Genomic DNA, 24,827 nt, shown 5'->3' with positions numbered 1-24,827 from the left:
ACCCGTTTATCGGGCACGCGGCGGTCCGCTCCATGGCCGACTCGTGTCCGCGCCGGCGCTTGGGGTCGGTTGCACGGGTACCCGGAGCGGGGCGGGGCATGACCGTGGAGCCGCCATGTACTAGAGTTATCTCGACATCGAGATATCTACCGAGAGGCGTACCGCCGCCGCGTCCGCCGAGGCTTCGCCGGGCGACCCCCGACTTAGGTGAGCCTGAGCGAAGCGGTCGGGGCCCGGGGCGGCAGGATCGCGGTGGTACGCGCGAACCCATGCACTTGAAGGAGACTGTCGTGTCGGCGAACAGCTTCGACGCCCGCAGCACGCTGCAGGTGGGCGACGAGTCGTACGAGATCTTCCGGCTGGACAAGGTCGAGGGCTCCGCCCGGCTGCCGTACAGCCTGAAGGTCCTCCTGGAGAACCTCCTCCGCACCGAGGACGGCGCGAACATCACCGCCGACCACATCCGGGCGCTGGGCGGCTGGGACTCCCAGGCCCAGCCCAGCCAGGAGATCCAGTTCACGCCGGCCCGCGTGATCATGCAGGACTTCACCGGTGTGCCCTGCGTGGTGGACCTCGCCACCATGCGCGAGGCCGTCAAGGAACTCGGCGGCGACCCGTCGAAGATCAACCCGCTCGCCCCGGCCGAGCTGGTCATCGACCACTCCGTCATCGCCGACAAGTTCGGCACCCCGGACTCCTTCGCGCAGAACGTGGAGCTGGAGTACGGCCGCAACCGCGAGCGCTACCAGTTCCTGCGCTGGGGCCAGACCGCCTTCGACGAGTTCAAGGTCGTACCCCCCGGCACCGGCATCGTCCACCAGGTGAACATCGAGCACCTGGCCCGCACCGTCATGGTGCGGAACGGCCAGGCCTACCCCGACACCCTGGTCGGCACCGACTCGCACACCACCATGGTCAACGGCCTCGGTGTGCTGGGCTGGGGCGTCGGCGGCATCGAGGCCGAGGCCGCGATGCTGGGCCAGCCGGTCTCCATGCTCATCCCGCGCGTGGTCGGCTTCAAGCTGACCGGCGAGCTGCCCACCGGCACCACCGCCACCGACCTGGTGCTGACCATCACCGAGATGCTCCGCGAGCACGGCGTGGTCGGCAAGTTCGTGGAGTTCTACGGCGAGGGCGTGGCCGCCACTTCGCTGGCCAACCGCGCCACCATCGGCAACATGTCGCCGGAGTTCGGCTCCACCGCCGCGATCTTCCCCATCGACGGCGAGACCCTGAGCTACCTGCGCCTGACCGGCCGTTCCGAGCAGCAGATCGCGCTGGTCGAGGCGTACGCCAAGGAGCAGGGACTGTGGCTGGACCCGGCCGCCGAGCCGGACTTCTCCGAGAGGCTGGAGCTCGACCTCTCCACCGTCGTGCCCTCCATCGCCGGCCCCAAGCGCCCGCAGGACCGCATCGTCCTGGCCGAGGCCGCCCAGCAGTTCAGGAAGGACGTGCGCAACTACGTCTCCGCCGGCGTCACCGGCGGTGACGACCGCAAGCCGGGCGTCCCCCAGCAGGAGCAGCCCAAGGGCGTGGCCTCCCCGGTGGACGAGGCGAGCGCCGAGTCCTTCCCCGCCTCCGACGCCCCGGCCTACGGCCACCAGGAGAACGGGGCCGGCGCCCCGCAGCACGCCGACGGCCCGGCCGACGACGTGCCCTCCGACCCGGTCACCGTCACCGCCCCCGACGGCACGACCTACGAGCTGGACCACGGCGCCGTCACCGTCGCCGCGATCACCTCCTGCACCAACACCTCCAACCCGTACGTCATGGTCGCCGCCGCCCTGGTGGCCAAGAAGGCCGTGGAGAAGGGCCTGACCCGCAAGCCGTGGGTCAAGACCACCCTGGCCCCGGGCTCCAAGGTCGTCATGGACTACTACGACCGCGCCGGCCTCACCCCGTACCTGGACAAGCTGGGCTTCAACCTCGTCGGCTACGGCTGCACCACCTGCATCGGCAACTCCGGCCCGCTGCCGGAGGAGGTCTCCAAGGCCGTCAACGACAACGACCTGGCCGTGACCTCGGTGCTCTCGGGCAACCGCAACTTCGAGGGCCGCATCAACCCCGACGTCAAGATGAACTACCTGGCGTCCCCGCCGCTGGTCGTCGCGTACGCCATCGCGGGCTCGATGAAGACCGACATCACCCGCGAGCCGCTGGGCACCGACAAGGACGGCAACCCGGTCTTCCTGAAGGACGTGTGGCCCTCCGAGCAGGAGGTCAACGACGTCGTCGCCTCCGCCATCGGCGAGGACATGTTCGCCACCTCCTACCAGGACGTCTTCGCGGGCGACGCCCAGTGGCAGGCGCTGCCGGTCCCGACCGGCGACACCTTCGAGTGGGACCCGCAGTCCACCTACGTCCGCAAGCCCCCGTACTTCGAGGGCATGGGCATGGACCCGGAGCCGGTGCAGGACATCTCCGGCGCCCGCGTCCTGGCCAAGCTGGGCGACTCGGTCACCACCGACCACATCTCCCCGGCCGGCGCCATCAAGGCCGACACCCCGGCCGGCAAGTACCTCACCGAGCACGGCGTGGAGCGCCGCGACTTCAACAGCTACGGCTCGCGCCGCGGCAACCACGAGGTCATGATCCGCGGCACCTTCGCCAACATCCGCCTGCGCAACCAGATCGCGCCGGGCACCGAGGGCGGCTACACCCGCGACTTCACCGTCGAGGGCGGGCCGGTCTCCTTCATCTACGACGCCTCCCAGAACTACCAGGCCGCCGGCATCCCGCTGGTCGTCCTGGCGGGCAAGGAGTACGGTTCGGGCTCCTCGCGCGACTGGGCGGCCAAGGGCACCGCGCTGCTGGGCGTCAAGGCCGTCATCGCCGAGAGCTACGAGCGCATCCACCGCTCGAACCTGATCGGCATGGGCGTGCTGCCGCTGCAGTTCCCCGAGGGCGCCTCGGCCGAGTCGCTGGGCCTGTCGGGTGAGGAGACCTTCTCCATCAGCGGCATCACCGCGCTGAACGAGGGCGGCATCCCGAGCACGGTGAAGGTGACCACCGACACCGGCGTGGAGTTCGACGCCACGGTGCGCATCGACACCCCCGGCGAGGCGGACTACTACCGCAACGGCGGCATCATGCAGTACGTGCTGCGCTCGCTGATCCGCAAGTGATCCGCAAGGCGACCCGCGAGTGAGAGGCCGCTGCCCGCCGCCCGGCTGGCCGGGCGGCGGGCAGCGTTCAAGCGGTGACGGCGGGGCCGTACCTCCCATGGTGGGAGGTACGGCCCCGCCGCGTTTCCCGGAGGTCTCAACTCGGGAAAGACTGGCACCCGAACGCGCACCGATCTTGCCCACCGGAAGGAAAGTGGACTATACCTGTCGGCGTCCGAGCGGTCATATGAGAAGACGAAGGCCGGAGGGCCGTGGCACCGGGAGAGGGCGGGCATCGGCGAGACCCGGCGCGGCTCCGCACGACCCGGCGTTACATCCCGCACAACTCAGCTTCAACTCACAAGCGGTGTCCGGGGGTTCCGGCACACCGCCTGAGTCCTTTACAGAAGGCGAGGACTTGAGCATGGGATCCACCGATGTCAACCGTCGTGATCTGATCAAGCGGGCCACCGCGGCCGGCCTGATCGCCGTCCCCGCCATGAGCGCGCTCTCCGCCTGCGCCAGCAGCGACAGCGGGAGCGACACCGAGGTCGCCAAGGGCCAGAAGACCAAGGACAACCCGCTGGGCGTCAACAAGGACGCCGGCCTGGACTTCGTCATCTTCGACGGCGGCTTCGGCACCCAGTACGGCAAGGACGCCGCCGAGATCTACGAGAAGAGCTACGGCAAGGTCAAGCTGACCGCCACCCAGAAGATCCGCTCGGTCCTCCAGCCCAGAATGGTCGGCGGCAACCCGCCCGACCTCATCGACAACTCCGGCGCCGAGCAGATGGACGCGGCCACCCTGATCGCCAAGGACCAGCTCGCCGAGCTGAGCCCCCTGCTGGACGCCCCCTCCGTCGACGACCCGGACACCAAGGTCCGCGACACCCTCCTGCCGGGCACCATCGAGATGGGCCAGTACGGCGACGAGAAGGTCTGGCGCCTGAACTACGCCTACACCGTCTACGGCCAGTGGTACTCCAAGAAGCTGCTGGCCGACAACGACTGGGAGTACCCCAAGACCTGGGACGAGATGCTGGCCCTGTGCGCCAAGGCCAAGAAGAAGGGCATCGCGGGCTGGACGTACGCCGGCCAGCACCCGTACTACATCCCCTTCACCCTCTACCCGTTCATCGGGAAGATCGGCGGCCGGGAGGTCCTGGACGCCATCGACAACCTGGAGCCGAACGCCTGGAAGCACGGCGCGGTCAAGAGCGCGTTCGAGGCCTACCACGAGCTGTCCGCCAAGGGCTACATCCTGCGGGGCACCCCCGGCCTGGACCACATCCAGTCCCAGACCCAGTGGACCAAGGGCAAGTGCATCTTCATCCCCAACGGCTCCTGGGTGGAGAACGAGGCCGCCGACACCACGCCCGCCGACTTCGGCATGGCCTGCGGCGCGGTCACCGGCCTGGACGACTCCGACAAGATGCCCTTCGGCACCCTGTGGGCGCAGGCCGGCGAGCCGTTCATCGTGCCCGCGCAGGCCAAGAACCCGGCCGGCGGCATGGAACTGCTGCGGATCATGCTGAGCAAGAAGTCGGCGCAGAACTTCTCCCGGCTGGTGAAGTCGCTGACCTGTGTGGCCGGTGCCACCGACGGCATGGATATGTCCCCCGGTCTGGCCTCCTCCAGCCAGGCGCTCAAGGACGCCGGGGACAACGTGGTCAACCCGCGCATCTTCGACTGGTACCAGACCCTCCACAAGGAGCAGATCGGCTCGGTGCTCGCCGAGCTGCTGGCCGGCCGGATGAAGCCGGCCGAGGCCATGAACAAGTGCCAGGACTACGCCGACCGGACGGCCAAGGACGACTCCGTCAGGAAGTACAAGCACGCGTGAGCCGGGCCCGCTGAGGGCCGGCTCCCGGCAAGCCCCGGGAGCAACCGGAACAGCCGGAACACGGAGATTGGGACGAGGGCGGCATGGCCAGTGACAGCCCGGCGGTTGCCGAGGCCACCAAGGAAGCGGCGCCCCCGCCGGGAGGGTCCGGCGGGGGCCGGGGCGGGCGGCGCGTCTCCCCCCACCACCGGACCTATCTGAAGTACCGGTTCATCGCGGGCTTCCTCGCGGTGCCCCTGGTGCTCTACGGCGTCCTGGTCGTGTCGCCCTTCTTCCAGACGTTCTACTACTCGCTGACCGACTGGACGGGCCTCAGCAGCGACTTCGCCTTCGTCGGGCTGGACAACTTCGGCCGGCTGATGGAGGACGAGATCTTCCGCAAGGCGCTGTGGCACAACGTCCTGCTGCTGCTGGTCCTGCCCGTCATCACCCTCGGCCTGGGCCTGTTCTTCGCCTTCATGCTCAACGTCGGCGGCCGGCACCGGCGGGGCGAGGCGGTGGCGGGGGTGCGCGGCTCGCGCTTCTACAAGATCGTCTACTTCTTCCCGCAGGCGCTGTCGATCGCGATCGTCGTGGTGCTGTGGAAGTACATCTTCAACCCCGCCGGCGGCCTGCTCAACGGCATACTGTCGGCCGTCGGCCTGGGGGAGTGGCAGCAGAGCTGGCTCGGCGACCCCCGGCTGGCCTTCTGGTGCGTCGTGGTCGTGATGGTGTGGGCGAACGTCGGCTTCTACGTGGTGCTCTTCTCCGCGGCCATGGGCTCCATCCCCCGCGAGATCTACGAGGCGACGCTGCTGGACGGCGCCGGCCGGACGACCACGTTCTTCCGCGTCACCCTGCCGCTGATGCGCGACACCGTGCAGACCGGCTGGGTGTACATGGGCATCATGGCGCTCGACGCCTTCGCCGTGGTGCACATCCTGACGGTGAACGCGGGCGGCCCCGCCTACTCGACCATCGTCGCGCCGGTCTACCTGTACAACAAGGCGTTCCAGGACGGACAGGCCGGTTACGCGACCGCCGTCGCCGTGGCCCTGCTGATCGTCACCATGGTCTTCTCCGTGGCGGCGATGGCGTTCGGGCGGAGCAAGGACCGGATCGAGTTCTGACAGGCCAGCGGGAGAACCAGCCATGACCACTGCCGAACCGTCGCCGTCCCTGAGGCCGGGGGACCCCGAGGAGACCGCCGTGGCCCTCACCAAGGGCACAACCGGCCCGCAGCGGCCCGCCGGCCCGCCCGGCACGGGCACCGGGCGGGCCGGGGACGGCACGGAGGGGCGCACCCTCAACGCCTTCTCGCACGCCTTCCTGGTCCTGTGGGCCGTGATGGCCGCCGGGCCCCTGCTGTGGGCGGTGATGAACTCCTTCAAGTCCTCCGGCGCCATCCTGGAGAACCCCTGGTCGCTGCCGGAGAGCCTGAACTGGGACAACTGGTCCTTCGCCTGGAACGAGGCGAACATCGGCCAGTACACGATCAACTCGGTGATCGTGGTGGGCGGCTCGGTGGTCGGCACCATGCTGCTGGGCTCGATGGTGGCCTACGTCCTGGCCCGCTACGACTTCCCCGGCAACCGGCTGGTCTACTTCCTGTTCGTCGGCGGCATGGCCTTCCCGATCATCGTCGCCCTGGTGCCGCTGTTCTTCGTGATGAAGAACTTCGCGCTGCTGGACACCTACCACGGCCTGATCCTGGTCTACATCGCCTACTCGCTGCCGTTCACCGTCTTCTTCATGTCGGCCTTCTTCCGCACCCTTCCCTCCTCGATCGCGGAGGCGGCGGAGATCGACGGCGCCTCGCACAGCCGGATCTTCTTCCAGGTCATGCTGCCGATGGCCAAGCCCGGCCTGATAAGCGTGGGGATCTTCAACTTCCTGGGGCAGTGGAACCAGTACCTGATCCCCCAGGTGGTGCACGTAGGCGACGCCGACAAGTACGTGCTCACCCAGGGCCTGGCCAACCTGGCGGCCCAGACCGGCTACCGCGGCAACTGGGGCGGGCTCTTCGCCGGCCTGACCCTGGCCGTGCTGCCCATCCTCGTCGTCTACGTCGTCTTCCAGCGCCAGGTGCAGGCGGGTCTGACCGCGGGCGCGCTGAAGTAGGCCCGCCCGCCGCTGCCGCCCCCGTCGCACCTGCCCGTCCCCGCCGTCCCCTCCCCCGAGGCGGCCACCGTGTCCCGGTGGCCGCCTCTTCGCCTCTCTTCGCCTCTCTTCACCCCTCTCTCGCCTCTCCTCGCTTCCCCTCGCGTCTCTTCGTGCCTCTTCGCGCCGAGGGCGTCACCGTCCGTGCGCAGGTAACATCCGAGCGCCCGCCCCGCTCAAGGTCTTGACGGGAGATAACGCTTCAGGCTGTGCTTATGGTTCACGTATTGGAGACAAGCCGCACCTCGTCGGCGTGGTGCGGCCGACGGGCAGGTCGTCGAGCCGCCCGTCGAGGCGGGAGTGGATGAGTCGTGGAGACTCCGGGGTCGCAGTCCTCTCTGCACCGGGCCAATCTGGAGCGGGTGGTACGGGCCGTGCGCATCGCGGGCTCGCTCACCCAGGCGGAGATCGCGCGGACCACGGGGCTGTCGGCCGCGACGGTCTCCAACATCGTCCGGGAGCTGAAGGACAACGGCACGGTCGAGGTCACCCCGACCTCCGCCGGAGGGCGCCGGGCCCGCAGCGTCTCGCTGTCGGGGGACGCGGGCATCGTCGTCGGCGTCGACTTCGGCCACTCCCACCTGCGCGTGGCCGTCGGCAACCTGGCCCACCAGGTGCTCGCCGAGGAGTCCGAGCCGATCGACGTGGACGCCTCCGCCTCCCAGGGCTTCGACCGGGCCGAGCGGCTGGTGGAGCGGCTGATCGAGGTGACCGGCTTCTGCCGGGAGAAGGTCATCGGGCTGGGCCTGGGTGTCCCCGGTCCGATCGACGTCGAGACCGGAGTGCTGGGCTCCAGCACCATCCTGCCGGGCTGGGCCGGGACCAATCCGCGCGAGGAGCTGGCCTCCCGCCTCGGTGTGGAGGTCCACGTCGACAACGACGCCAACCTCGGTGCGCTGGGCGAGCTGGTGTGGGGCAGCGGGCGCGGCGCGCGGGACCTGGCGTACATCAAGGTCGCCAGCGGTGTGGGCGCGGGCCTGGTGATCGACGGTCAGATCTACCGTGGTCCGGGCGGCACCGCGGGTGAGATCGGCCACATCACGCTGGACGAGTCCGGCCCGGTGTGCCGGTGCGGGAACCGGGGCTGCCTGGAGACGTTCACCGCGGCCCGCTACGTCCTGCCGCTGCTGCACTCCAGCCACGGGCCCGACCTGACCATGCCCGAGATGGTCAGGCTCGCCCGGTCCGGGGACCTCGGCTGCCGCCGGGTGGTGGCCGACATCGGGCGCCATGTGGGCAGCGGCGTCGCCAACCTGTGCAACCTGCTCAACCCCAGCCGCGTCGTGCTCGGCGGCGATCTGGCCGAGGCCGGCGAGCTGGTGCTCGGCCCGATCCGCGACTCGGTCTCCCGCTACGCCATCCCCAGCGCGGCCCGGCAGCTGACGGTGGTGCCCGGAGCCCTGGGCGGCCGTGCGGAGGTGCTGGGCGCGCTGGCGCTGGTGCTGAGCGAGATGGGCGACTCGACGCTGCTGGACGGTTCGCTGAACGGCGCCGGGCGCGTGCCGGCCGTCGCGGCGTCCGCCGGGGCCTGAGCCGGATTCACGCCGGCTCCGGGGCGGTCCGGGGCCGGTTCAGAGCCGGTTCCGGGCCGGGGACGCGGAAAACAAACGAAGAGAAGGACGGGGCGGATGGAGGCCGAAGGCGCCGCCGTACCCGTGTCATGAGGGCGAGAGCGCTCTCGTTGCCACTCTGCGTTCACTTTGTTCACGCATGGCATCGTTGCTGTCTCGTTAAGAATTTACTTCTTGACGGCAGGTGTTACTACGAGTTGACTTCCTGCCACCTCGGCCGCAGTGACGCGGCCTCGTCAGGGAGGTTCTGGATGAACACGCAACTGCGCCGTGCCGCCGTGGCCGTGGCCGCCACCGCCATGGCCGTCTCGCTCGCCGCCTGCGGCAGTGCCAAGGAAGCCGGAGGCAACGGCTCGGGCGGCGACGACGAGAAGAAGGACGGCCCGCTGACCATCGGCCTGCTGCTGCCGGAGGACCAGACGGCCCGCTACGAGAACTTCGACAAGCCCCTCATCGAGAAGAGGATCAAGGAGCTCTGCTCCGACTGCGAGGTCAGCTACGTCAACGCCAAGGAGGACGCGTCGACGCAGCAGCAGCAGATGAACTCGATGATCACCAAGAAGGTGGACGCGATCATCCTGGACGCGGTGGACGCCAAGTCCATCGCCGGCTCGGTCACCAAGGCGGACGAGGCCGGCATCCCGGTCGTCGCCTACGACCGCCTCGCCGAGGGCCCGATCTCCGCCTACACCTCCTTCGACAACGAGCAGGTCGGCAAGGTCCAGGGCACCGCGCTGCTGGAGGAGCTCGGCGACAAGGCCGAGGACGGCCAGATCGTCATGATGAACGGGTCGCCGACCGACCCCAACGCGGCCATGTTCAAGAAGGGCGCCAAGTCCGTCCTCGACGGCAAGGTCAAGGTGGGCAAGTCCTACGACACCACCGGCTGGAAGCCCGAAGAGGCCAACAAGAACATGAGCGGCGCCATCGCCTCCCTGGGCAAGGGGAACATCGTCGGCGTCTACTCCGCCAACGACGGCATGGCCGGCGGCATCATCACCGCCCTCAAGAGCGCCGGCGTCGACCCGCTGCCGCCGGTCACCGGCCAGGATGCCGAACTGGCGGGCGTCCAGCGCATCGTCTCCGGCGACCAGTTCATGACGGTCTACAAGCCCTTCCAGCCCGAGGCCTACGCCGCCGCCGAGATGGCCGTCGCCCTGGCCCGCGGTGAGAAGCCGGAGACCGAGACCACCGTCGACAGCGCGACCACCAAGGACGTTCCCGCGACCCTGATCGAGCCGATCGCGGTGACCGTCGAGAACCTGAAGGACACCGTGGTCAAGGACGGCCTCTACTCGGTGGAGGAGATCTGCACGGCCAAGTACGCCAAGGCGTGCGAGAAGGCCGGCCTGAAGTAACGGTCCGGCAGTCCGCCGGCCCACCGGTGCCCGCGCCCCCTCGATCCCACAGGGCGCGGGCACCGGACGGTCCCCACCCCCGTCCTGTCCTAGGAGTTGGTTCACGTGTCCGCTACGCCTGTACTGGCGTTGCGCGGGATCTCCAAGCGCTTCGGTGCCGTTCAGGCGCTCACCGACGTCGATCTGGAGGTCCACGCCGGCGAGGTGGTCGCCCTGGTGGGCGACAACGGCGCCGGAAAGTCCACCCTCGTGAAGACGATCGCCGGCGTCGGCCCCGCCGACGAGGGCGTCTTCGAGTGGCAAGGCAGAGCCGTCGAGGTCAACCGGCCGCACGACGCCCAGGAGCTGGGCGTCGCGACCGTCTACCAGGACCTCGCGCTCTGCGACAACCTCGACGTGGTCGGCAATCTGTTCCTCGGGCGCGAGATCCTGCGCTCCGGCGTCCTCGACGAGATCGAGATGGAGCGCCGCGCCCGGGAACTGCTCGACACCCTGTCGATCCGCATCCCCAGCGTCCGCATCCCCGTCGCCTCCCTCTCCGGCGGACAGCGGCAGGTCGTCGCGATCGCCCGCTCGATGCTGGGCGAGCCCAAGCTCGTCATCCTCGACGAGCCCACCGCGGCCCTCGGCGTCGAGCAGACGGCCCAGGTCCTCGACCTGGTCGAGAGGCTGCGCGAACGCGGCCTGGCCGTCATCCTCATCAGCCACAACATGGCGGACGTCAAGGCGGTCGCCGACAAGGTGGCGGTGCTCCGGCTCGGCCGCAACAACGGCGTCTTCGACGTCGCCAGCACGTCCCAGGAAGAGATCATCTCCGCCATCACCGGCGCCACGGAGAACGCCGTGACCCGCCGCAAGGCGCGTACCGCGGGGAGCCGACCGTGAGTGAGACCAAGCTTTCCAAGAACTCCGAGGGCACCGCCCCGGCCCCCGGCAACGGCACGGCCGCCGCGGGCGCCACGCCCGCCGTCGACCCGCGGCTGCTCGTACGCGAGGAGGGCCTGGCGGGCTACTGGACCGACTTCAAGCGCAAGATGCGCACCGGCGAGCTGGGCTCCGTCCCGGTCGTCGTCGGCCTGATCCTCATCTGGGCGATCTTCCAGATGCAGGACTCGGCCTTCCTGTCCGCCGAGAACCTCTCCAACCTGTCGGTCTACATCGTCGGCACCGGCCTGATATCCGTCGGCATCGTCTTCGTGCTGCTGCTGGGCGAGATCGACCTGTCGGTCGGCTCGGTCAGCGGCCTGGCCTCCGCCGTCTTCGCCGTGCTCGCGGTGAACAACGGGGTGAACGAGTGGCTGGCGGTCGTCCTGGCGCTGCTCACCGGCGCGGCGGTCGGAGCCTTCCACGGCTACTTCTTCGCGAAGATCGGCGTCCCCGCCTTCGTCGTCACCCTGGCGGGCCTGCTCGCCTGGAACGGCCTGATGCTGAGGGTGCTCGGCACCGACGGCACCATCAACCTGGACCGCGACGGCCTGGTCGGCACCCTCTCCAACCACTACTTCACCGACATCGCGGTCGCCTACGGCACCGCGGCGGTCGCGGTCGGCGTCTTCTTCGCCGTCCAGTTCCTCGGCGCCCGGCGCCGCACCGCGGCCGGCATCCCCGCCCGCCCGCTGAGCGAGATCGTCGTGCGCACCGCGGTGCTGGCGCTGCTGGCCTTCGGCGCCGCCCACATGCTCAACCAGTACCGGGGCATGCCGCTGGCGCTGCTGATCTTCCTGGTCGTGCTGGTGGCGCTGGACTTCGTCCTCAAGCGCACCTCCTACGGCCGCAAGGTCTTCGCGCTCGGCGGCAACACCGAGGCGGCGCGCCGCGCCGGCATCAACGTCGAGCTGGTGCGCATCTCGGTCTTCTCCATCGCGGGCACCATGGCCGCCTTCGGCGGACTGATGATCGCCTCCCGCATCCTGGCCGCCAACCAGGGCGCGGGCAGCGGCAACCTGCTGATGGAGGCCATCGCCGCGGCGGTCATCGGCGGCACCAGCCTCTTCGGCGGACGCGGCTCGGTGTGGTCGGCGCTGCTGGGCATGCTGGTGATCGGCTCGATCGCCAACGGCATGGCACTGCTGGGCATCGCCGCCGCCATCCAGTACATGATCACGGGCGCGGTGCTGCTGGCCGCGGTCGTCATCGACTCGGTCTCCCGGCGCACCCAGCGCTCGGCGGGCCGAAGCTGACCGCACGCCCGCCCTCCCGATCCGCCCGGTGCCGGGCCCCCGATCCGGGGGCCCGGCACCGGGCGTACGCGCGCCGGCGCCACGAGGGCCCGGGGCGCCCCGTACATCCCCGCACCTCCCCGTGCCGCACCGCGACACGCCGCGACACACCCGGACGGCGGCAACGCGGTGGCCGCCGCACGGCCGGAGGATCGGAACATTAGACTCATCGGATCGGCACAAGCCCGTACGGCTCGACCAGCAAGGAGGCACGGGTGGCTCTGCTGACCCGCATCACGGGACCGCGCGATCTCGACCGGCTCACCCCCGAAGAGCTCGACCAGCTCGCCCGGGAGATCCGGACCTTCCTCGTCGAGGCGGTCTCGAAGACCGGCGGTCACCTCGGGCCCAACCTGGGCGTGGTCGAGCTGACCATCGCCCTGCACCGGGTCTTCGAGTCGCCCAGGGACAGGATCCTCTTCGACACCGGACACCAGAGCTACGTCCACAAGCTGCTCACCGGGCGGCAGGACTTCTCCAGGCTGCGGGCCAGGGGCGGCATCTCCGGCTACCCCTCGCGGGCCGAGTCCGAGCACGACGTCATCGAGAACTCCCACGCCTCCACCGTGCTGGGCTGGGCCGACGGACTGGCCAAGGCCAACGAGGTGCTGGGCCGCGAGGACCACCACGTGGCCGCGGTCATCGGCGACGGCGCGCTCACCGGCGGCATGGCCTGGGAGGCGCTCAACAACATCGCCGCCGCCAAGGACCGCCCCCTGGTGATCGTCGTCAACGACAACGAGCGCTCCTACGCGCCCACCATCGGCGGCCTGGCCAACCACCTGGCCACCCTGCGCACCACCGACGGCTACGAGCGCTTCCTCGCCCGCAGCAAGGAACTGCTCAACCGCACCCCGGTCGTCGGCAGGCCGCTGTACGAGACCCTGCACGGCGCCAAGAAGGGCATCAAGGACGTCATCGCCCCGCAGGGCATGTTCGAGGACCTGGGCCTGAAGTACCTCGGCCCCATCGACGGCCACGACATAGCGGCCCTGGAGTCCGCCCTGACCCGCGCCAAGCGCTTCGGCGGCCCGGTCATCGTCCACTGCCTGACCGAGAAGGGCCGCGGCTACCAGCCCGCCGTCCAGCACGAGGCCGACCGCTTCCACGCCGTCGGCGTCATCCACCCCGACACCGGGCTGCCGGTGGCCGCCTCCGGCGCCGACTGGACCTCGGTCTTCGGCGACGAGATGGTGAAGCTCGGCCGCGAACGCGCGGACGTCGTCGCCATCACCGCCGCGATGCTCCAGCCGGTGGGCCTGCAGAAGTTCGCCGAGACGTTCCCCGACCGCGTCTACGACGTGGGCATCGCCGAGCAGCACGGCGCCGTGTCGGCGGCCGGACTGGCCACCGGCGGACTGCACCCGGTCTTCGCCGTCTACGCCACCTTCCTCAACCGGGCCTTCGACCAGGTGCTGATGGACGTCGCCCTGCACCGGTGCGGCGTGACCTTCGTGCTGGACCGGGCCGGGGTCACCGGCACCGACGGCGCCTCCCACAACGGCATGTGGGACATGTCGATCCTCCAGGTCGTCCCCGGGCTGCGGATCGCCGCCCCGCGCGACGCCGATCAGCTGCGCGCCCAGCTCCGCGAGGCCGTCGAGGTGAAGGACGCCCCGACGGTGGTGCGCTTCTCCAAGGGCGCCGTCGGCCCGTCCGTACCCGCCGTCTCCACCGTCGGTGGCATGGACGTGCTGCGCGAGGCGCGGACGGAGGAGGGCGAGCGGCCGGACGTGCTGCTGGTCTCGGTCGGCGCGCTGGCCCCGATGTGCCTGGAGGTCGCCGACCTGCTGGACAAGCAGGGCATCTCCGCCACCGTGGTGGACCCGCGCTGGGTCAAGCCGGTCGACGAGGCGCTGCCGCCGCTGGCGGACCGCCACCGCGTCGTCGTCACCGTGGAGGACAACAGCCGGGTGGGCGGCGTCGGCTCGGCGATCGCGCAGGCGCTGCGCGACGCGGGCGTGGACGTGCCGCTGCGCGACTTCGGCATCCCCCCGAAGTTCCTGGACCACGCCTCCCGCGGCGAGGTGCTCGCCGAGATCGGCCTGACCGCGCCGGACATCGCCCGCCAGGTCACCGGCCTGGTCGCCAAGCTCGACGGCCGCTACGGCACCGAGCGTACGGCCGGCCTCGGCACGGAGAGCACCCGCGACTGACCCCGCCCGCGACCGATCGCCGGCCCGCTCCCGCACGGCTCCCGCCGCGCGGGAGCGGGCCGGACGGATCCGGATAGGTTGAGCCCATGCCGACCGCCCCCGAACCGCCGCGGTCCACGCTGTCCGCGCGGCCCCCGGCCCCGCGGTCCGCGCTGCCCGCGCGGCTCCCGGACCTGCGGCCCCCGGCCCCGCGGGCGGAGCGGCCGGCGGCCGCGCGCCGTCCCCGGCCGCTGTGGCCCCGGCTGCTGCCCGTGCTGGTGCTGCTGGCCGCGCTCACCCGCCTCCCGTCCTTCCTGCGCCCGCTGTGGAACCCCGACGAGGGCTTCCTCGCCACCCAGGCCCGGATGCTCGCGGACGGCGGAGTGCTCTACGACACCGTCGTGGACCGCAAACCGCCCCTGGTGCCCTGGCTGTACCAGGGCGCCTTCGCCCTCTTCGGCGACGCCTCGCTGTGGCCGGTCAAGGCGGCGGCGGTGGCGGCCGTGGCGGCGACCGCCGCGCTGCTGGCCTCCCTGGCCCGCCGCCGCTGGGGCGAGCGGGCCGCCTGGGCCGCCGGCGTGCTGTTCGTCCTGGCCTCGGTGGGCCTGAACCCCGAGGACGCGCAGGCGGCGAACTTCGAGGTCTTCATGCTGCCGTTCACCGCGGCGGCCTTCTGGTGCGCCGACCGGCGGCGCTGGACGGCCGCGGGCCTCGCGGTCGCCGGCGCCTTCCTGGTCAAGCAGACGGGCGGCGCGGTCCTGCTGCCGGTGCTGTTCCTGCTGTGGCGCTCGGTGCCGTCCGGCGATCCGCGGCGGGCGGCGCTGCTCCGGCTGGGCGCGGGCTGCGTACTGCCGGTGGCGGCGGTGGCCGCGGCCTGCGGCTGGTCCCGCTTCCTGTTCTGGACGGTCACCGGCTCCGGTACGTACGCCTCCTTCACCGGTTCGGAGCTGCACGTGCTCGGCCGGGGCCTGGGCAACACCGCCATCGCGGCGGCGGGGTTCGCGGGGCTGCTGGTGCCGCTGGCGGCGGCGCTGCGGCGGCGCCCGCCGGGACGCCGGCAGGTCCTGACGGCGGACCTCTGGACCTGGCTGGCGGCCTCCGCGGTCGCCGTGGTCTCCGGCTTCCACTTCTTCGGCCACTACTACCTCCAGCTGCTGCCGCCGCTGGCCCTGCTGGGGGCGGGCGCACTGCATCTGCTGGGCGGCCGGTGGGCGCTCCGGTCCGCGCTGTGCGCGGCGCTGTCGTGCGCGCTGTTCCTGGGCTGGAGCACGGTCGCGGGCAGCGGGGAGCTGGACCACGCCCGGAAGGTGGCCGACGCCGCCCGGCGGCACGCCGGACCGCAGGAGAAGGTCCTGCTGTGGGGCATGCACCCGGAGGGCTACTGGCTGGCCGACCGCACCCCGGCCAGCCGCTATCTCACCGCCGGTCTGCTCACCAACTTCAGCGGCGGCCGGGACGGGCACCGGGTGGGCCAGCGGTACGGCGTCGAGGGCGGCTGGCGCACCTTCCACGCGGAGCTGTCCGAGGACCCGCCGAAGGTGATCGTCGACGACTCGCGCGGCAAGCCGTACGCCCCCTCCCGGATGCCGACGCTGCGCTACCTGCTCGCGGCGCACTACGAGCGCGTGGAGCGGGTGGACGGGGCGGTGGTGTACGTGTTGCGGCCGGAGCGTGAAGAGCGCGGGGGCGGAGGCGCGGCCGGCGCCCGCTGAGCCGCGAGGGGGGTCAGCGCACCGAGCGCGGACCGGCCGTCCGGGCGCCCAGCGCCGCCACCCGCTCGCGCAGCCCGCGGTCGGCGGTGACCACGGTGCAGCGCCTGCCGCGGCCCTCGGCCGCCACCAGCTCGACGATCCGGTCGTCCCCGCTGCCGGGCGCCTCCACCACCCGTACCCCGGGCACGGAGGCCACCCCGCGGGCGGCGCCCTCCACGACGAGCACGATCTCCTCGCCGTCCTCGTCCTCGCCCTCGCCCGTTGCGCCGTCCGGGGCCGCCGCCCGTGCCGCGAGCCGGTCCCGCAGCCGCTCGGCGGCGCCGCGCCGGTCCCGCCACCAGCCGTCCGGCACCGAGCCGACGACATTGGCGGCGTCCACGACAAGCAGGGGGCGCAGGCGTTCGGGCATGGCCCAAGGGTGCCACGGCCACCGCCCGGCCACGGCCTGAGCACCGCCCGGCCACCGTCCCGGAGCTCTGTCCACGCGCCTGGTCCCCGCGCACGCGACGGCGCCCGCCCGCACTCGGGGTGCGGACGGGCGCCGTGGGGCGGGGCAGCGGGGAGCCGCCCCGGTGCGTCAGTTCGGGACGCTCGCCACGCCCGGCTCCAGGAACCGCTTGCCGGCGACGCGCTCGGAGACGCCCTCGCGGTCCAGGTACGGCGTGATGCCACCCAGGTGGAAGGGCCAGCCCGCGCCGGTGATCAGGCACAGGTCGATGTCCTGCGCCTCGGCGACGACGCCCTCGTCGAGCATCAGGCGGATCTCCTCGGCGATCGCGTTCAGCGCGCGCTCGCGGACCTGCTCCTCGGTCAGCACCGTGTCACCGGTCTCGAACAGGGCGGCGACCTCCGGGTCCAGCTCCGGCTTGCCGGAGTCATAGACGTAGAGGTTGCGCTTGCCCGCCTTGACGATGCGGCCCAGGTTCTCCGAGACGCCGAAGCGGTCGGGGAACGCGGCGTTGAGAGTGCCCGCCACATGGTGGGCGACGGCCGGGCCGACCAGCTCCAGCAGGACGATCGGCGACATGGGCAGGCCCAGCGGAGCCAGCGCCCGGTCGGCGACCTCGACGGGGGTGCCCTCGTCGATGGAGCGCAGCACCTCGCCCAGGAAGCGGGTCAGGATGCGGTTGACGACGAACGCCGGGGCGTCCTTGACCAGCACGGCCGTCTTCTTCAGCGACTTGGCGACCGCGAAGGCCGTCGCCAGCGACGCGTCGTCGGTCTGCTCGGCGCGGACGATCTCCAGCAGCGGCAGCACGGCGACGGGGTTGAAGAAGTGGAAGCCCACGACCCGCTCGGGGTGCTTGAGCTTGCCCGCCATCTCGGTGACCGACAGCGAGGAGGTGTTGGTGGCCAGGATGGCGTGCTCGGGCACGACCGCCTCGACCTCGGCGAACACCTGCTGCTTGACGCCCATCTCCTCGAAGACGGCCTCGATGACGAAGTCGGCGTCGCCGAAGGCGGCGGCCTTGTCCAGCGAGCCGGTGACCAGGGCCTTGAGGCGGTTGGCCTTGTCCTGGTTGACGCGCCCCTTGAGCAGGAGCTTGTCGATCTCCTCGTGGACGTAGGCGACGCCCTTGTCGACCCGCTCCTGGTCGATGTCGGTCAGCACGACCGGCACCTCCAGGCGGCGGGCGAACAGCAGCGCCAGCTGCGAGGCCATCAGACCGGCGCCGACGACGCCGACCTTGGTGACCGGGCGGGCCAGCTTCTTGTCCGGGGCGCCGGCCGGGCGCTTGGCGCGCTTGTTGACCAGGTTGAAGGCGTACAGGCCGCTGCGCAGCTCGTCGCCCATGATCAGGTCGGCCAGGGCGCGGTCCTCGGCGTCGAAGCCCTGCCGCAGGTCGCCGTTCCTGGCCGCCGCGATGATGTCCAGCGCGCGGTAGGCGGCCGGGGCCGCGCCGTGCACCTTGGAGTCGGCGATGGAGCGGCCGCGGGCGACGGCCTGGTCCCAGGCCTCGCCGCGGTCGACGTCCGGGCGCTCGACCTCGAGCTCGCCGCGGAGCACCGAGGCGGTCCAGATCAGCGACTGCTCCAGGAAGTCGGCGCCGTCGAAGATCGCGTCGGCGATGCCGAGCTCGAAGACCTGCTCGCCCTTGAGCTGCTTGTTCTGGTTGAGCGAGTTCTCGATGATCACCGAGACCGCGCGGTCGGCGCCGATCAGGTTCGGCAGCAGGGTGCAGCCGCCCCAGCCGGGGACCAGCCCGAGGAAGACCTCGGGGAGGGAGAAGGCCGGGATGGCCCGCGAGACGGTGCGGTAGGTGCAGTGCAGGCCCACCTCGACGCCGCCGCCCATCGAGGCGCCGTTGTAGTAGGCGAAGGTCGGCACGGCCAGGGAGGACAGCCGCTTGAAGACGTCGTGGCCGCCCTTGCCGATGGCCAGCGCGTCCTCGTGGCGCTTGATGACCTCCACGCCCTTGAGGTCGGCGCCGACGGCGAAGATGAACGGCTTGCCGGTCACGCCGACGCCGGCGATCTCGCCCCTGGCGGCCTCGGCCTCGACCTGGTCGATCGCCTTGTCGAGGTTGACCAGCGACTGCGGGCCCAGGGTGGTGGGCTTGGTGTGGTCCAGGCCGTTGTCCAGGGTGATGAGCGCGAAGCGGCCCGCGCCCTGGGGGAGGTCGAGGTGGCGTACGTGGGCGCTGGTGACGACCTCGTCGGGGAAGAGCTCGGCCGCGCCCTTCAGCAGTTCGGCGGTGTTGTTCACTTGCCCTCCCAGTGGGGGTTCTCCCAGATCACGGTGCCGCCCATGCCGAAGCCGACGCACATGGTGGTCAGGCCGTAGCGGACGTGCGGCTGCTCCTCGAACTGCCGCGCGAGCTGCGTCATCAGACGCACGCCCGAGGAGGCCAGCGGGTGGCCGAACGCGATGGCGCCGCCGTACTGGTTGACGCGCGGGTCGTCGTCGGCGATGCCGTAGTGGTCCAGCAGGGCCAGCACCTGGACGGCGAAGGCCTCGTTGACCTCGAACAGGCCGATGTCGCCGATCGACAGACCGGCCTTGGCCAGCGCCTTCTCGGTGGAGGGGATCGGGCCGACGCCCATGACCTCCGGCTCCACACCGGCGAAGGCGTAGGAGACCAGGCGCATCTTGACCGGCAGGCCCAGCTCGCGGGCAACGTCCTCGGCGGCGAGCAGGGAGGCGGTGGCACCGTCGTTGAGTCCGGCGGCGTTGCCGGCGGTGACCCGGCCGTGCGCGCGGAAGGGGGTCTTGAGGTTCGCGAGCTGCTCCAGGGTGGTGCCCGGGCGCATGGGCTCGTCGGCGGTGGCCAGGCCCCAGCCGGTCTCTTCCCCTCGCCCTCCGGGCTGGGGAGACCCCATGGCCTCCTCGTTGGTGCGGCGCACGGAGATCGGCACCAGGTCGGCCTGGATCTTGCCGTCGGCGTACGCCTTGGCGGCCTTCTCCTGGCTGCGCACGGCGTACTCGTCGGCGCGCCGCTTGGTGATGTGCGGGTAGCGGTCGTGGAGGTTCTCCGCCGTCATGCCCATGAACAGGGCGGACTGGTCGACCAGCTTCTCGGAGACGAAGCGCGGGTTGGGGTCCACGCCCTCGCCCATCGGGTGGCGGCCCATGTGCTCGACACCGCCCGCGACCACGACGTCGTACGCGCCGAAGGCGATCGACCCGGAGGTCGTCGTCACGGCGGTCATGGCGCCGGCGCACATCCGGTCGATGGAGTAGCCCGGCACCGTCGTCGGCAGTCCGGCCAGGATGCCGGCGGTGCGGCCCAGGGTCAGGCCCTGGTCGCCGATCTGGGTCGTCGCGGCGATGGCGACCTCGTCGATGCGCTCCGGGGGCAGGTCCGGGTTGCGGCGCAGCAGCTCACGGATGCACTTGACGACCAGGTCGTCGGCGCGCGTCTCGTGGTAGATGCCCTTCGGGCCCGCCTTGCCGAACGGGGTCCGGACGCCGTCGACGAAGACGACGTCCCTAGCGGTACGAGGCACGTTGGCTCTCCTCCAGGGGTGCGGTGGTACGCCGTACGGCGCGCTTCCCGGAGCTTATGCTACTTGCCGGTAACCCCAAGGTGGACAGCCCCTCTCCCAGGGAGTCGCACGTCACACTTCCGGGTGTCCGGCGGGCCGGTCCGCCGGGTGGCGGAACACGGGCCCGCCCCGGAGGGGGCGGGCCCGGAGAAGCGGTGCGCGGCCGGCCTCGGACGCCGTGCGCACCCGTGGAACTCAGACGCCGTACACGCCCTGGAAGGCCACGATGCCCAGGATCACCCCGACGATCAGGCCCGCGGCGGAGACCCCGATGGCGGTCTTGGCCAGCCGCTCGCCCTTGGAGTTGGCGATCACACCGCAGACGATCCCCGCGATGCCGAAGAGCGGCGGGCAGAAGAGGAAGGCGACGCAGCCGAGCACGATGCCGACGATGCTGAGCGTGTTGGACGGGTTCGGCTGCGGCGGCTGCGGCGGGTACGGCTGGTTCGGGTAGTTCGGATAGGACATTCCTCATCCCCCCTGGGTTGTCAACAGGGGATCACCCTATGTGGGACCCGTGTGCGAGCGGAAGTCCGGCCCCTTCCTTCCGCCGGGCGGGGGAGGGGGCCGGGGACCGGGGGCCGGAGGCTCCCGTCAGACGTCGGAGGGGACGGCCGACAGCGCGGCCGTCAGCAGCGGCGCCGTCTGCTCGACCTGCCACTGCCGGGCGCCGAGGGCGCGCAGCGCCCGCGCGACCGCGGCCTCGGACGCCTCGTCCGGGGGCTCCCAGCACAGCCGCCGCACCGTGTCGGGGGCGAGCAGGTTCTCCTGGGGGAGGTTCAGCTCCTCCGCGCGCGCCGTCACCGCCGCCCGCGCCGCGGCGAGCCGGGCCGCGGCGACCGGGTCCTTGTCGGCCCAGGCGCGCGGGGGCGGCGGTCCGGCCGGCGTCAGGGCGGGCTGCGGCAGCTCCGACTCGGGCAGGGCGCGGGCGCGCTGGACCGCGGCCAGCCACTGCTCGAGCTGCCTGCGCCCCATCCGGTGCCCGTACCCCGGCAGCGCGGCCAGCGCCTGCACGGTGGCGGGCATCGCCAGCGCGGCCTCCACGATGGCCGCGTCGGTGAGCACCTTGCCCGGCGAGACGTCGCGGCGCCGCGCCACCTGGTCGCGGGCCGTCCACAGCTCCCGCACGGCCGCCATCTGCCGCCGCCTGCGCACCTTGTGCATGCCGGAGGTGCGGCGCCAGGGGTCCTTGCGGGGGGCGGCCGGCGGGGCCGCCGCTATGGCGGCGAACTCCTGGCGCGCCCACTCCAGCTTGCCCTGGCGCTCCAGCTCCTCCTCCAGGGCGTCGCGCAGGTCGACCAGCAGCTCCACGTCCAGCGCCGCGTACCGCAACCAGGGCTCGGGCAGCGGACGGGTGGACCAGTCCACGGCGGAGTGGCCCTTCTCCAGGGAGTAGCCCAGCACGTTCTCGACCATCGCGCCCAGGCCGACGCGGGCGAAGCCCGCCAGCCGTCCGGCCAGCTCGGTGTCGAACAGCCGCGTGGGGCGCATGCCCGTCTCGCGCAGGCAGGGCAGGTCCTGGGTGGCGGCGTGCAGCACCCACTCCGCGTCCCCGATCGCCTCGCCGAGGGCGGTCAGGTCCGGGCAGCCGACCGGGTCGACCAGTGCGGTCCCCGCGCCCGCGCGGCGCAGCTGGACGAGGTAGGCGCTCTGCCCGTAGCGGTATCCGGACGCCCGCTCGGCGTCGACGGCCACGGGGCCGCGGCCCGCGGCGAACGCCTCCACGACCCCGGCGAGCGCCTCGGGTGTGGCGGTCACGGGCGGGATGCCCCCGCGCGGTTCCAGCAAGGGGACCGGCGCCGGACCTTCCTCCCGTGCGGGAGGCCGAGCTGCGTTGCTTATGGAGGTCTCTTGGGCGTCGGTCACGCGACAAGGGTATCCATGCGCACGCGATGCGCGTCGTCCGTCGACGGAACGTCACGTCGGCGGACGACGCGCACCCGCCCGCCCGGCCGGGAGCCGGCCGGGCGGGCGGGTGGGGTCGGAGCGGGAAGGGGATCGCGGTGTGTGGGGGGAGTGGGGGCGGGGGAGCGCCGCGGGCAGCCGGGGTCGGTGGGCGGTCAGTGGATGATGCCGGTGCGCAGGGCGACCGCGACCATGCCCGCGCGGTCGCCGGTGCCCAGCTTGCGGGCGATCCGGGCGAGATGGCTCTTGACGGTCAGGGCGGACAGGCCCATGGACACGCCGATCGCCTTGTTGGACTGGCCCTCCGCCACCAGCCGCAGCACCTCGATCTCCCGGCCGGAGAGCTCGCGGTAGCCACCGGACTGGCCGGGGGCGCCCGGCGGGCGGCGGTGCATACGGGCGGCGGCGGCGCCGATGGGTGCGGTGCCGGGGCGCCCGGGGTGACCGGGGGTGCCGCGGGTGCCGGTGACGACGTAGCCCTTGACGCCGCCCGCGAGGGCGTTGCGCACGGCGCCGATGTCGTCGGCGGCGGAGAGGGCGAGGCCGTTGGGCCAGCCCGCCGCCCGGGTCTCGGACAGCAGGGTCAGGCCGGAGCCGTCGGGCAGGTGGACCTCGGCTACGCAGATGTCGCGCGGGTTGGCGACACGGGGGCGGGCCTCCGCGATCGAAGACGCCTCGATCACGTCCCGGACACCGAGCGCCCACAGGTGGCGGGTGACGGTGGAACGGACCCGGGGGTCGGCGACGACGACCATGGCCGTCGGCTTGTTCGGGCGGTAGGCGACCAGGCTTGTGGGGTGCTCAAGAAGAACGGACACCGGGCCTCCTGGGGAGTGGAGAGCGGACGGAAGCCGACTATGGGGGAAGTCGGGATGGGATGAGCCCCGTGAGGGGTCACAGAATCCTTCGGCACTCCGCCGGTCCGTCTTTAGGGAATGATCACGAATGAGTGAGTGGAAAATTCCGGCAAATCGGACAGGGGCTCGATCCGGGGAACCATCAGAGTGGCTGCGGGCCGCGGCGCTGCGGCAGTGGTACGACGGCCGCCCCCCCGCCCTCCTCCGGCGGCAGCCCCGCGCACTGGCACAGCAGGTCGCACCAGGCCGCCAGATGTCCGGCCGCCGCCTCCCCCAGCCCGTCCCGCGGGGTCCACGAGGCGCGGATCTCCAGCTCCGAGCGCACCGCCCGGTCCGCCAGCTCCCCGAATGAGTGGGAGTCCGCCCGCGTCACCGTGCCGCCCTCCGCGGCGTACCCCGCCGACCGCGCGACGAGCGCGCCCGTCAGCCACGACCAGGTGACCTCCGGCAGCAGCGGGTCCGCCGCCATCTCCGGTTCCAGCTGGGCGCGGGCCAGGGTCACCACCCGGAACGAGCCCCGCCACGCGTCCTGCCCGGCGGGATCGTGCAGCAGCACGAACCGCCCGTCGGCCAGCTCCTCGCCCTCGGCCTCGACCGACGCCTCCACCGCGTGCGCGAACGGCGCCAGCCTGCGCGGCGGCGGCAGCGGGCCCAGCCGGATCTCCGGGCGCGGCCGCACCCCCGCCAGCGCCGCCACGGCCTGCCGGAAGGGCCGCGGCGCCTCCTCACCGCCGGGACCCGCCGTACCGTCCGCCTGGTGTGCTCGCGCCGCTGCCATGGGCGGCAGCGTAGGCGGAACGGGTGCTCCGGACGGGTAGGGACACGTGCGAGACTTCTGGTTGTGACCGCCGACGACCGAACCGCAGCCCAGACCCCCTCCGCCGCGGGATCCGCCGCCCCCGCGGCCGCCGAGCCCGCAGTCGCCGACTCCGCCTTTCTGCGGGCGTGCCGCCGCGAGCCCGTGCCGCACACCCCGGTGTGGTTCATGCGGCAGGCCGGCCGCTCCCTGCCGGAGTACCGGAAGGTGCGCGAGGGCATCGGGATGCTCGACTCCTGCATGCGCCCCGACCTCGTCACCGAGATCACCCTCCAGCCCGTCCGCCGCCACGGGGTGGACGCGGCCATCTACTTCAGCGACATCGTCGTACCCCTCAAGGCCATCGGCGTCGACCTCGACATCAGGCCGGGGGTGGGCCCCGTCGTCGAGCGGCCCTTCCGCTCCCGCGCCGACCTGGAGCGGCTGCGCCCGCTGGAGCCGGACGACGTGGCGTACGTGACCGAGGCCGTCGGGATGCTCACCGCCGAGCTGGGGGCCACCCCCCTCATCGGCTTCGCCGGCGCCCCCTTCACCCTCGCCAGCTACCTCGTGGAGGGCGGGCCGTCCCGCAACCACGAGCACACCAAGGCGATGATGTACGGCGCCCCGGAGCTGTGGGCCGACCTGCTGGACCGGCTCGCGGACATCACCGCCGCCTTCCTGAAGGTGCAGATCGAGGCGGGCGCGAGCGCCGTACAGCTCTTCGACTCCTGGGCCGGCGCCCTGGCCCCCGCCGACTACCGCGCCTCGGTGCTGCCGGCCTCCGCCAAGGTCTTCGACGCCGTCGCCCACCACGGCGTCCCCCGCATCCACTTCGGCGTCGGCACCGGCGAACTGCTGGGCGCGATGTCCGAGGCGGGCCCGGACGTCGTCGGCGCGGACTGGCGGGTGCCGCTGGACGAGGCGGCCCGCCGGATCGGCCCGGACAAGGCCGTCCAGGGCAACCTCGACCCGGCGGTGCTCTTCGCGCCGCGCGAGGCCGTCGAGACCCAGGCCAGGCGGGTGCTGGACGCCGCCCGAGGCCTGCCGGGGCACATCTTCAACCTCGGGCACGGCGTGCTGCCCGACACCGACCCCGACGCGCTCACCCGCCTGGTGGAGTACGTGCACGAGCAGACCGCGCGCTGAGCCGCCGGGACGGAGCGGGAGCGGGACCCCGGCGGGCCGGCCCTCGGGCAGA

18 protein-coding genes are annotated in these 24,827 nt (G+C 71.9%); 11 read left to right on the top strand and 7 right to left on the bottom strand.

What is annotated here, in order from left to right:
- Window positions 1–269: 269 nt before the first annotated feature.
- The 10 genes from BMY40_RS16545 (at window position 270) to BMY40_RS16500 (ending at window position 16,081) form a co-directional block, all read left to right on the top strand.
- A complete protein-coding gene (locus BMY40_RS16545; protein WP_177214032.1) occupies window positions 270–3,125 on the top strand; it encodes an aconitate hydratase in 2,856 nt (951 codons plus the stop codon).
- A gap of 403 nt (window positions 3,126–3,528) precedes the next feature.
- Complete coding sequence (ngcE, locus tag BMY40_RS16540) at window positions 3,529–4,947, top strand: N-acetylglucosamine/diacetylchitobiose ABC transporter substrate-binding protein (protein ID WP_093660240.1); 1,419 nt, start codon at window positions 3,529–3,531, stop codon at window positions 4,945–4,947.
- A gap of 83 nt (window positions 4,948–5,030) precedes the next feature.
- Window positions 5,031–6,056: a carbohydrate ABC transporter permease gene (locus tag BMY40_RS16535; protein WP_093660238.1), complete on the top strand. Its 1,026-nt coding sequence runs from the start codon at window positions 5,031–5,033 to the stop codon at window positions 6,054–6,056.
- 22 nt (window positions 6,057–6,078) lie between these two features.
- Window positions 6,079–7,047: a carbohydrate ABC transporter permease gene (locus BMY40_RS16530; protein ID WP_093660236.1), complete on the top strand. Its 969-nt coding sequence runs from the start codon at window positions 6,079–6,081 to the stop codon at window positions 7,045–7,047.
- Window positions 7,048–7,397: 350 nt separating this feature from the next.
- The gene (locus BMY40_RS16525; protein WP_093660234.1) at window positions 7,398–8,618 is read left to right on the top strand and encodes an ROK family transcriptional regulator; all 1,221 of its coding nucleotides are present in this window, start codon (window positions 7,398–7,400) and stop codon (window positions 8,616–8,618) included.
- Between the two features lie 290 nt (window positions 8,619–8,908).
- Complete coding sequence (locus BMY40_RS16520; RefSeq protein WP_093660232.1) at window positions 8,909–10,015, top strand: ABC transporter substrate-binding protein; 1,107 nt, start codon at window positions 8,909–8,911, stop codon at window positions 10,013–10,015.
- Between the two features lie 96 nt (window positions 10,016–10,111).
- Window positions 10,112–10,900 (top strand): ATP-binding cassette domain-containing protein, encoded by a 789-nt coding sequence (locus tag BMY40_RS16515; RefSeq protein ID WP_177214031.1) that lies wholly within the window; start codon window positions 10,112–10,114, stop codon window positions 10,898–10,900.
- Window positions 10,897–12,195 (top strand): sugar ABC transporter permease, encoded by a 1,299-nt coding sequence (locus tag BMY40_RS16510; protein ID WP_245770137.1) that lies wholly within the window; start codon window positions 10,897–10,899, stop codon window positions 12,193–12,195. The genes BMY40_RS16515 and BMY40_RS16510 overlap by 4 nt, the downstream gene beginning before the upstream one ends.
- Before the next feature lie 254 nt (window positions 12,196–12,449).
- Window positions 12,450–14,390: a 1-deoxy-D-xylulose-5-phosphate synthase gene (gene dxs / locus BMY40_RS16505; protein ID WP_093660228.1), complete on the top strand. Its 1,941-nt coding sequence runs from the start codon at window positions 12,450–12,452 to the stop codon at window positions 14,388–14,390.
- 86 nt (window positions 14,391–14,476) lie between these two features.
- Entirely contained in the window at window positions 14,477–16,081 is a 1,605-nt protein-coding gene (locus BMY40_RS16500; protein WP_093660226.1) for an ArnT family glycosyltransferase, read from the top strand.
- Window positions 16,082–16,094: 13 nt separating this feature from the next.
- On the opposite strand, the gene BMY40_RS16495 is transcribed toward BMY40_RS16500, so the two are convergent.
- The 7 genes from BMY40_RS16495 to BMY40_RS16465 all read right to left on the bottom strand — a co-directional run bounded on the left by BMY40_RS16495 (window position 16,095) and on the right by BMY40_RS16465 (window position 23,608).
- Window positions 16,095–16,490: a PIN domain-containing protein gene (locus BMY40_RS16495; RefSeq protein WP_093660224.1), complete on the bottom strand. Its 396-nt coding sequence runs from the start codon at window positions 16,488–16,490 to the stop codon at window positions 16,095–16,097.
- Window positions 16,491–16,658: 168 nt separating this feature from the next.
- A complete protein-coding gene (locus BMY40_RS16490) occupies window positions 16,659–18,788 on the bottom strand; it encodes a 3-hydroxyacyl-CoA dehydrogenase NAD-binding domain-containing protein (protein WP_093660222.1) in 2,130 nt (709 codons plus the stop codon).
- Window positions 18,785–20,029, bottom strand: a complete 1,245-nt coding sequence (locus BMY40_RS16485) for a thiolase family protein (protein WP_093660220.1) — start codon at window positions 20,027–20,029, stop codon at window positions 18,785–18,787. The genes BMY40_RS16490 and BMY40_RS16485 overlap by 4 nt, the downstream gene beginning before the upstream one ends.
- Before the next feature lie 234 nt (window positions 20,030–20,263).
- Window positions 20,264–20,536, bottom strand: coding sequence for a hypothetical protein (locus tag BMY40_RS16480; protein ID WP_093660218.1), 273 nt, complete (start codon window positions 20,534–20,536; stop codon window positions 20,264–20,266).
- 126 nt (window positions 20,537–20,662) lie between these two features.
- The gene (locus BMY40_RS16475; protein ID WP_093660216.1) at window positions 20,663–21,934 is read right to left on the bottom strand and encodes an HRDC domain-containing protein; all 1,272 of its coding nucleotides are present in this window, start codon (window positions 21,932–21,934) and stop codon (window positions 20,663–20,665) included.
- 194 nt (window positions 21,935–22,128) lie between these two features.
- Window positions 22,129–22,791, bottom strand: a complete 663-nt coding sequence (locus BMY40_RS16470) for a helix-turn-helix transcriptional regulator (protein WP_093660214.1) — start codon at window positions 22,789–22,791, stop codon at window positions 22,129–22,131.
- Window positions 22,792–22,972: 181 nt separating this feature from the next.
- Window positions 22,973–23,608: a DUF3000 domain-containing protein gene (locus BMY40_RS16465; protein WP_093660212.1), complete on the bottom strand. Its 636-nt coding sequence runs from the start codon at window positions 23,606–23,608 to the stop codon at window positions 22,973–22,975.
- Window positions 23,609–23,767: 159 nt separating this feature from the next.
- Here BMY40_RS16465 and hemE point away from each other — a divergent pair, with 159 nt between their 5' ends.
- Complete coding sequence (hemE, locus tag BMY40_RS16460; RefSeq protein ID WP_245770143.1) at window positions 23,768–24,775, top strand: uroporphyrinogen decarboxylase; 1,008 nt, start codon at window positions 23,768–23,770, stop codon at window positions 24,773–24,775.
- Window positions 24,776–24,827 lie beyond the last annotated feature (52 nt).

Source organism: Streptomyces radiopugnans (assembly GCF_900110735.1).
Taxonomy (GTDB): Bacteria; Actinomycetota; Actinomycetes; order Streptomycetales; family Streptomycetaceae; genus Streptomyces; species Streptomyces radiopugnans.
Note: the sequence above shows the minus strand (reverse complement) of the source record. Positions and strands in the feature narration are given on the sequence as shown.

Bases quoted from the DNA above. Each gene is read 5' to 3' on its own strand.
- BMY40_RS16545 (WP_177214032.1), top strand. From the start codon at position 270: ATGCACTTGAAGGAGACTGTCGTGTCGGCGAACAGCTTCGACGCCCGC.
- ngcE (WP_093660240.1), top strand. From the start codon at position 3,529: ATGGGATCCACCGATGTCAACCGTCGTGATCTGATCAAGCGGGCCACC.
- BMY40_RS16535 (WP_093660238.1), top strand. From the start codon at position 5,031: ATGGCCAGTGACAGCCCGGCGGTTGCCGAGGCCACCAAGGAAGCGGCG.
- BMY40_RS16530 (WP_093660236.1), top strand. From the start codon at position 6,079: ATGACCACTGCCGAACCGTCGCCGTCCCTGAGGCCGGGGGACCCCGAG.
- BMY40_RS16520 (WP_093660232.1), top strand. From the start codon at position 8,909: ATGAACACGCAACTGCGCCGTGCCGCCGTGGCCGTGGCCGCCACCGCC.
- BMY40_RS16500 (WP_093660226.1), top strand. From the start codon at position 14,477: ATGCCGACCGCCCCCGAACCGCCGCGGTCCACGCTGTCCGCGCGGCCC.
- BMY40_RS16495 (WP_093660224.1), bottom strand. From the start codon at position 16,490: ATGCCCGAACGCCTGCGCCCCCTGCTTGTCGTGGACGCCGCCAATGTC.
- BMY40_RS16480 (WP_093660218.1), bottom strand. From the start codon at position 20,536: ATGTCCTATCCGAACTACCCGAACCAGCCGTACCCGCCGCAGCCGCCG.
- BMY40_RS16465 (WP_093660212.1), bottom strand. From the start codon at position 23,608: ATGGCAGCGGCGCGAGCACACCAGGCGGACGGTACGGCGGGTCCCGGC.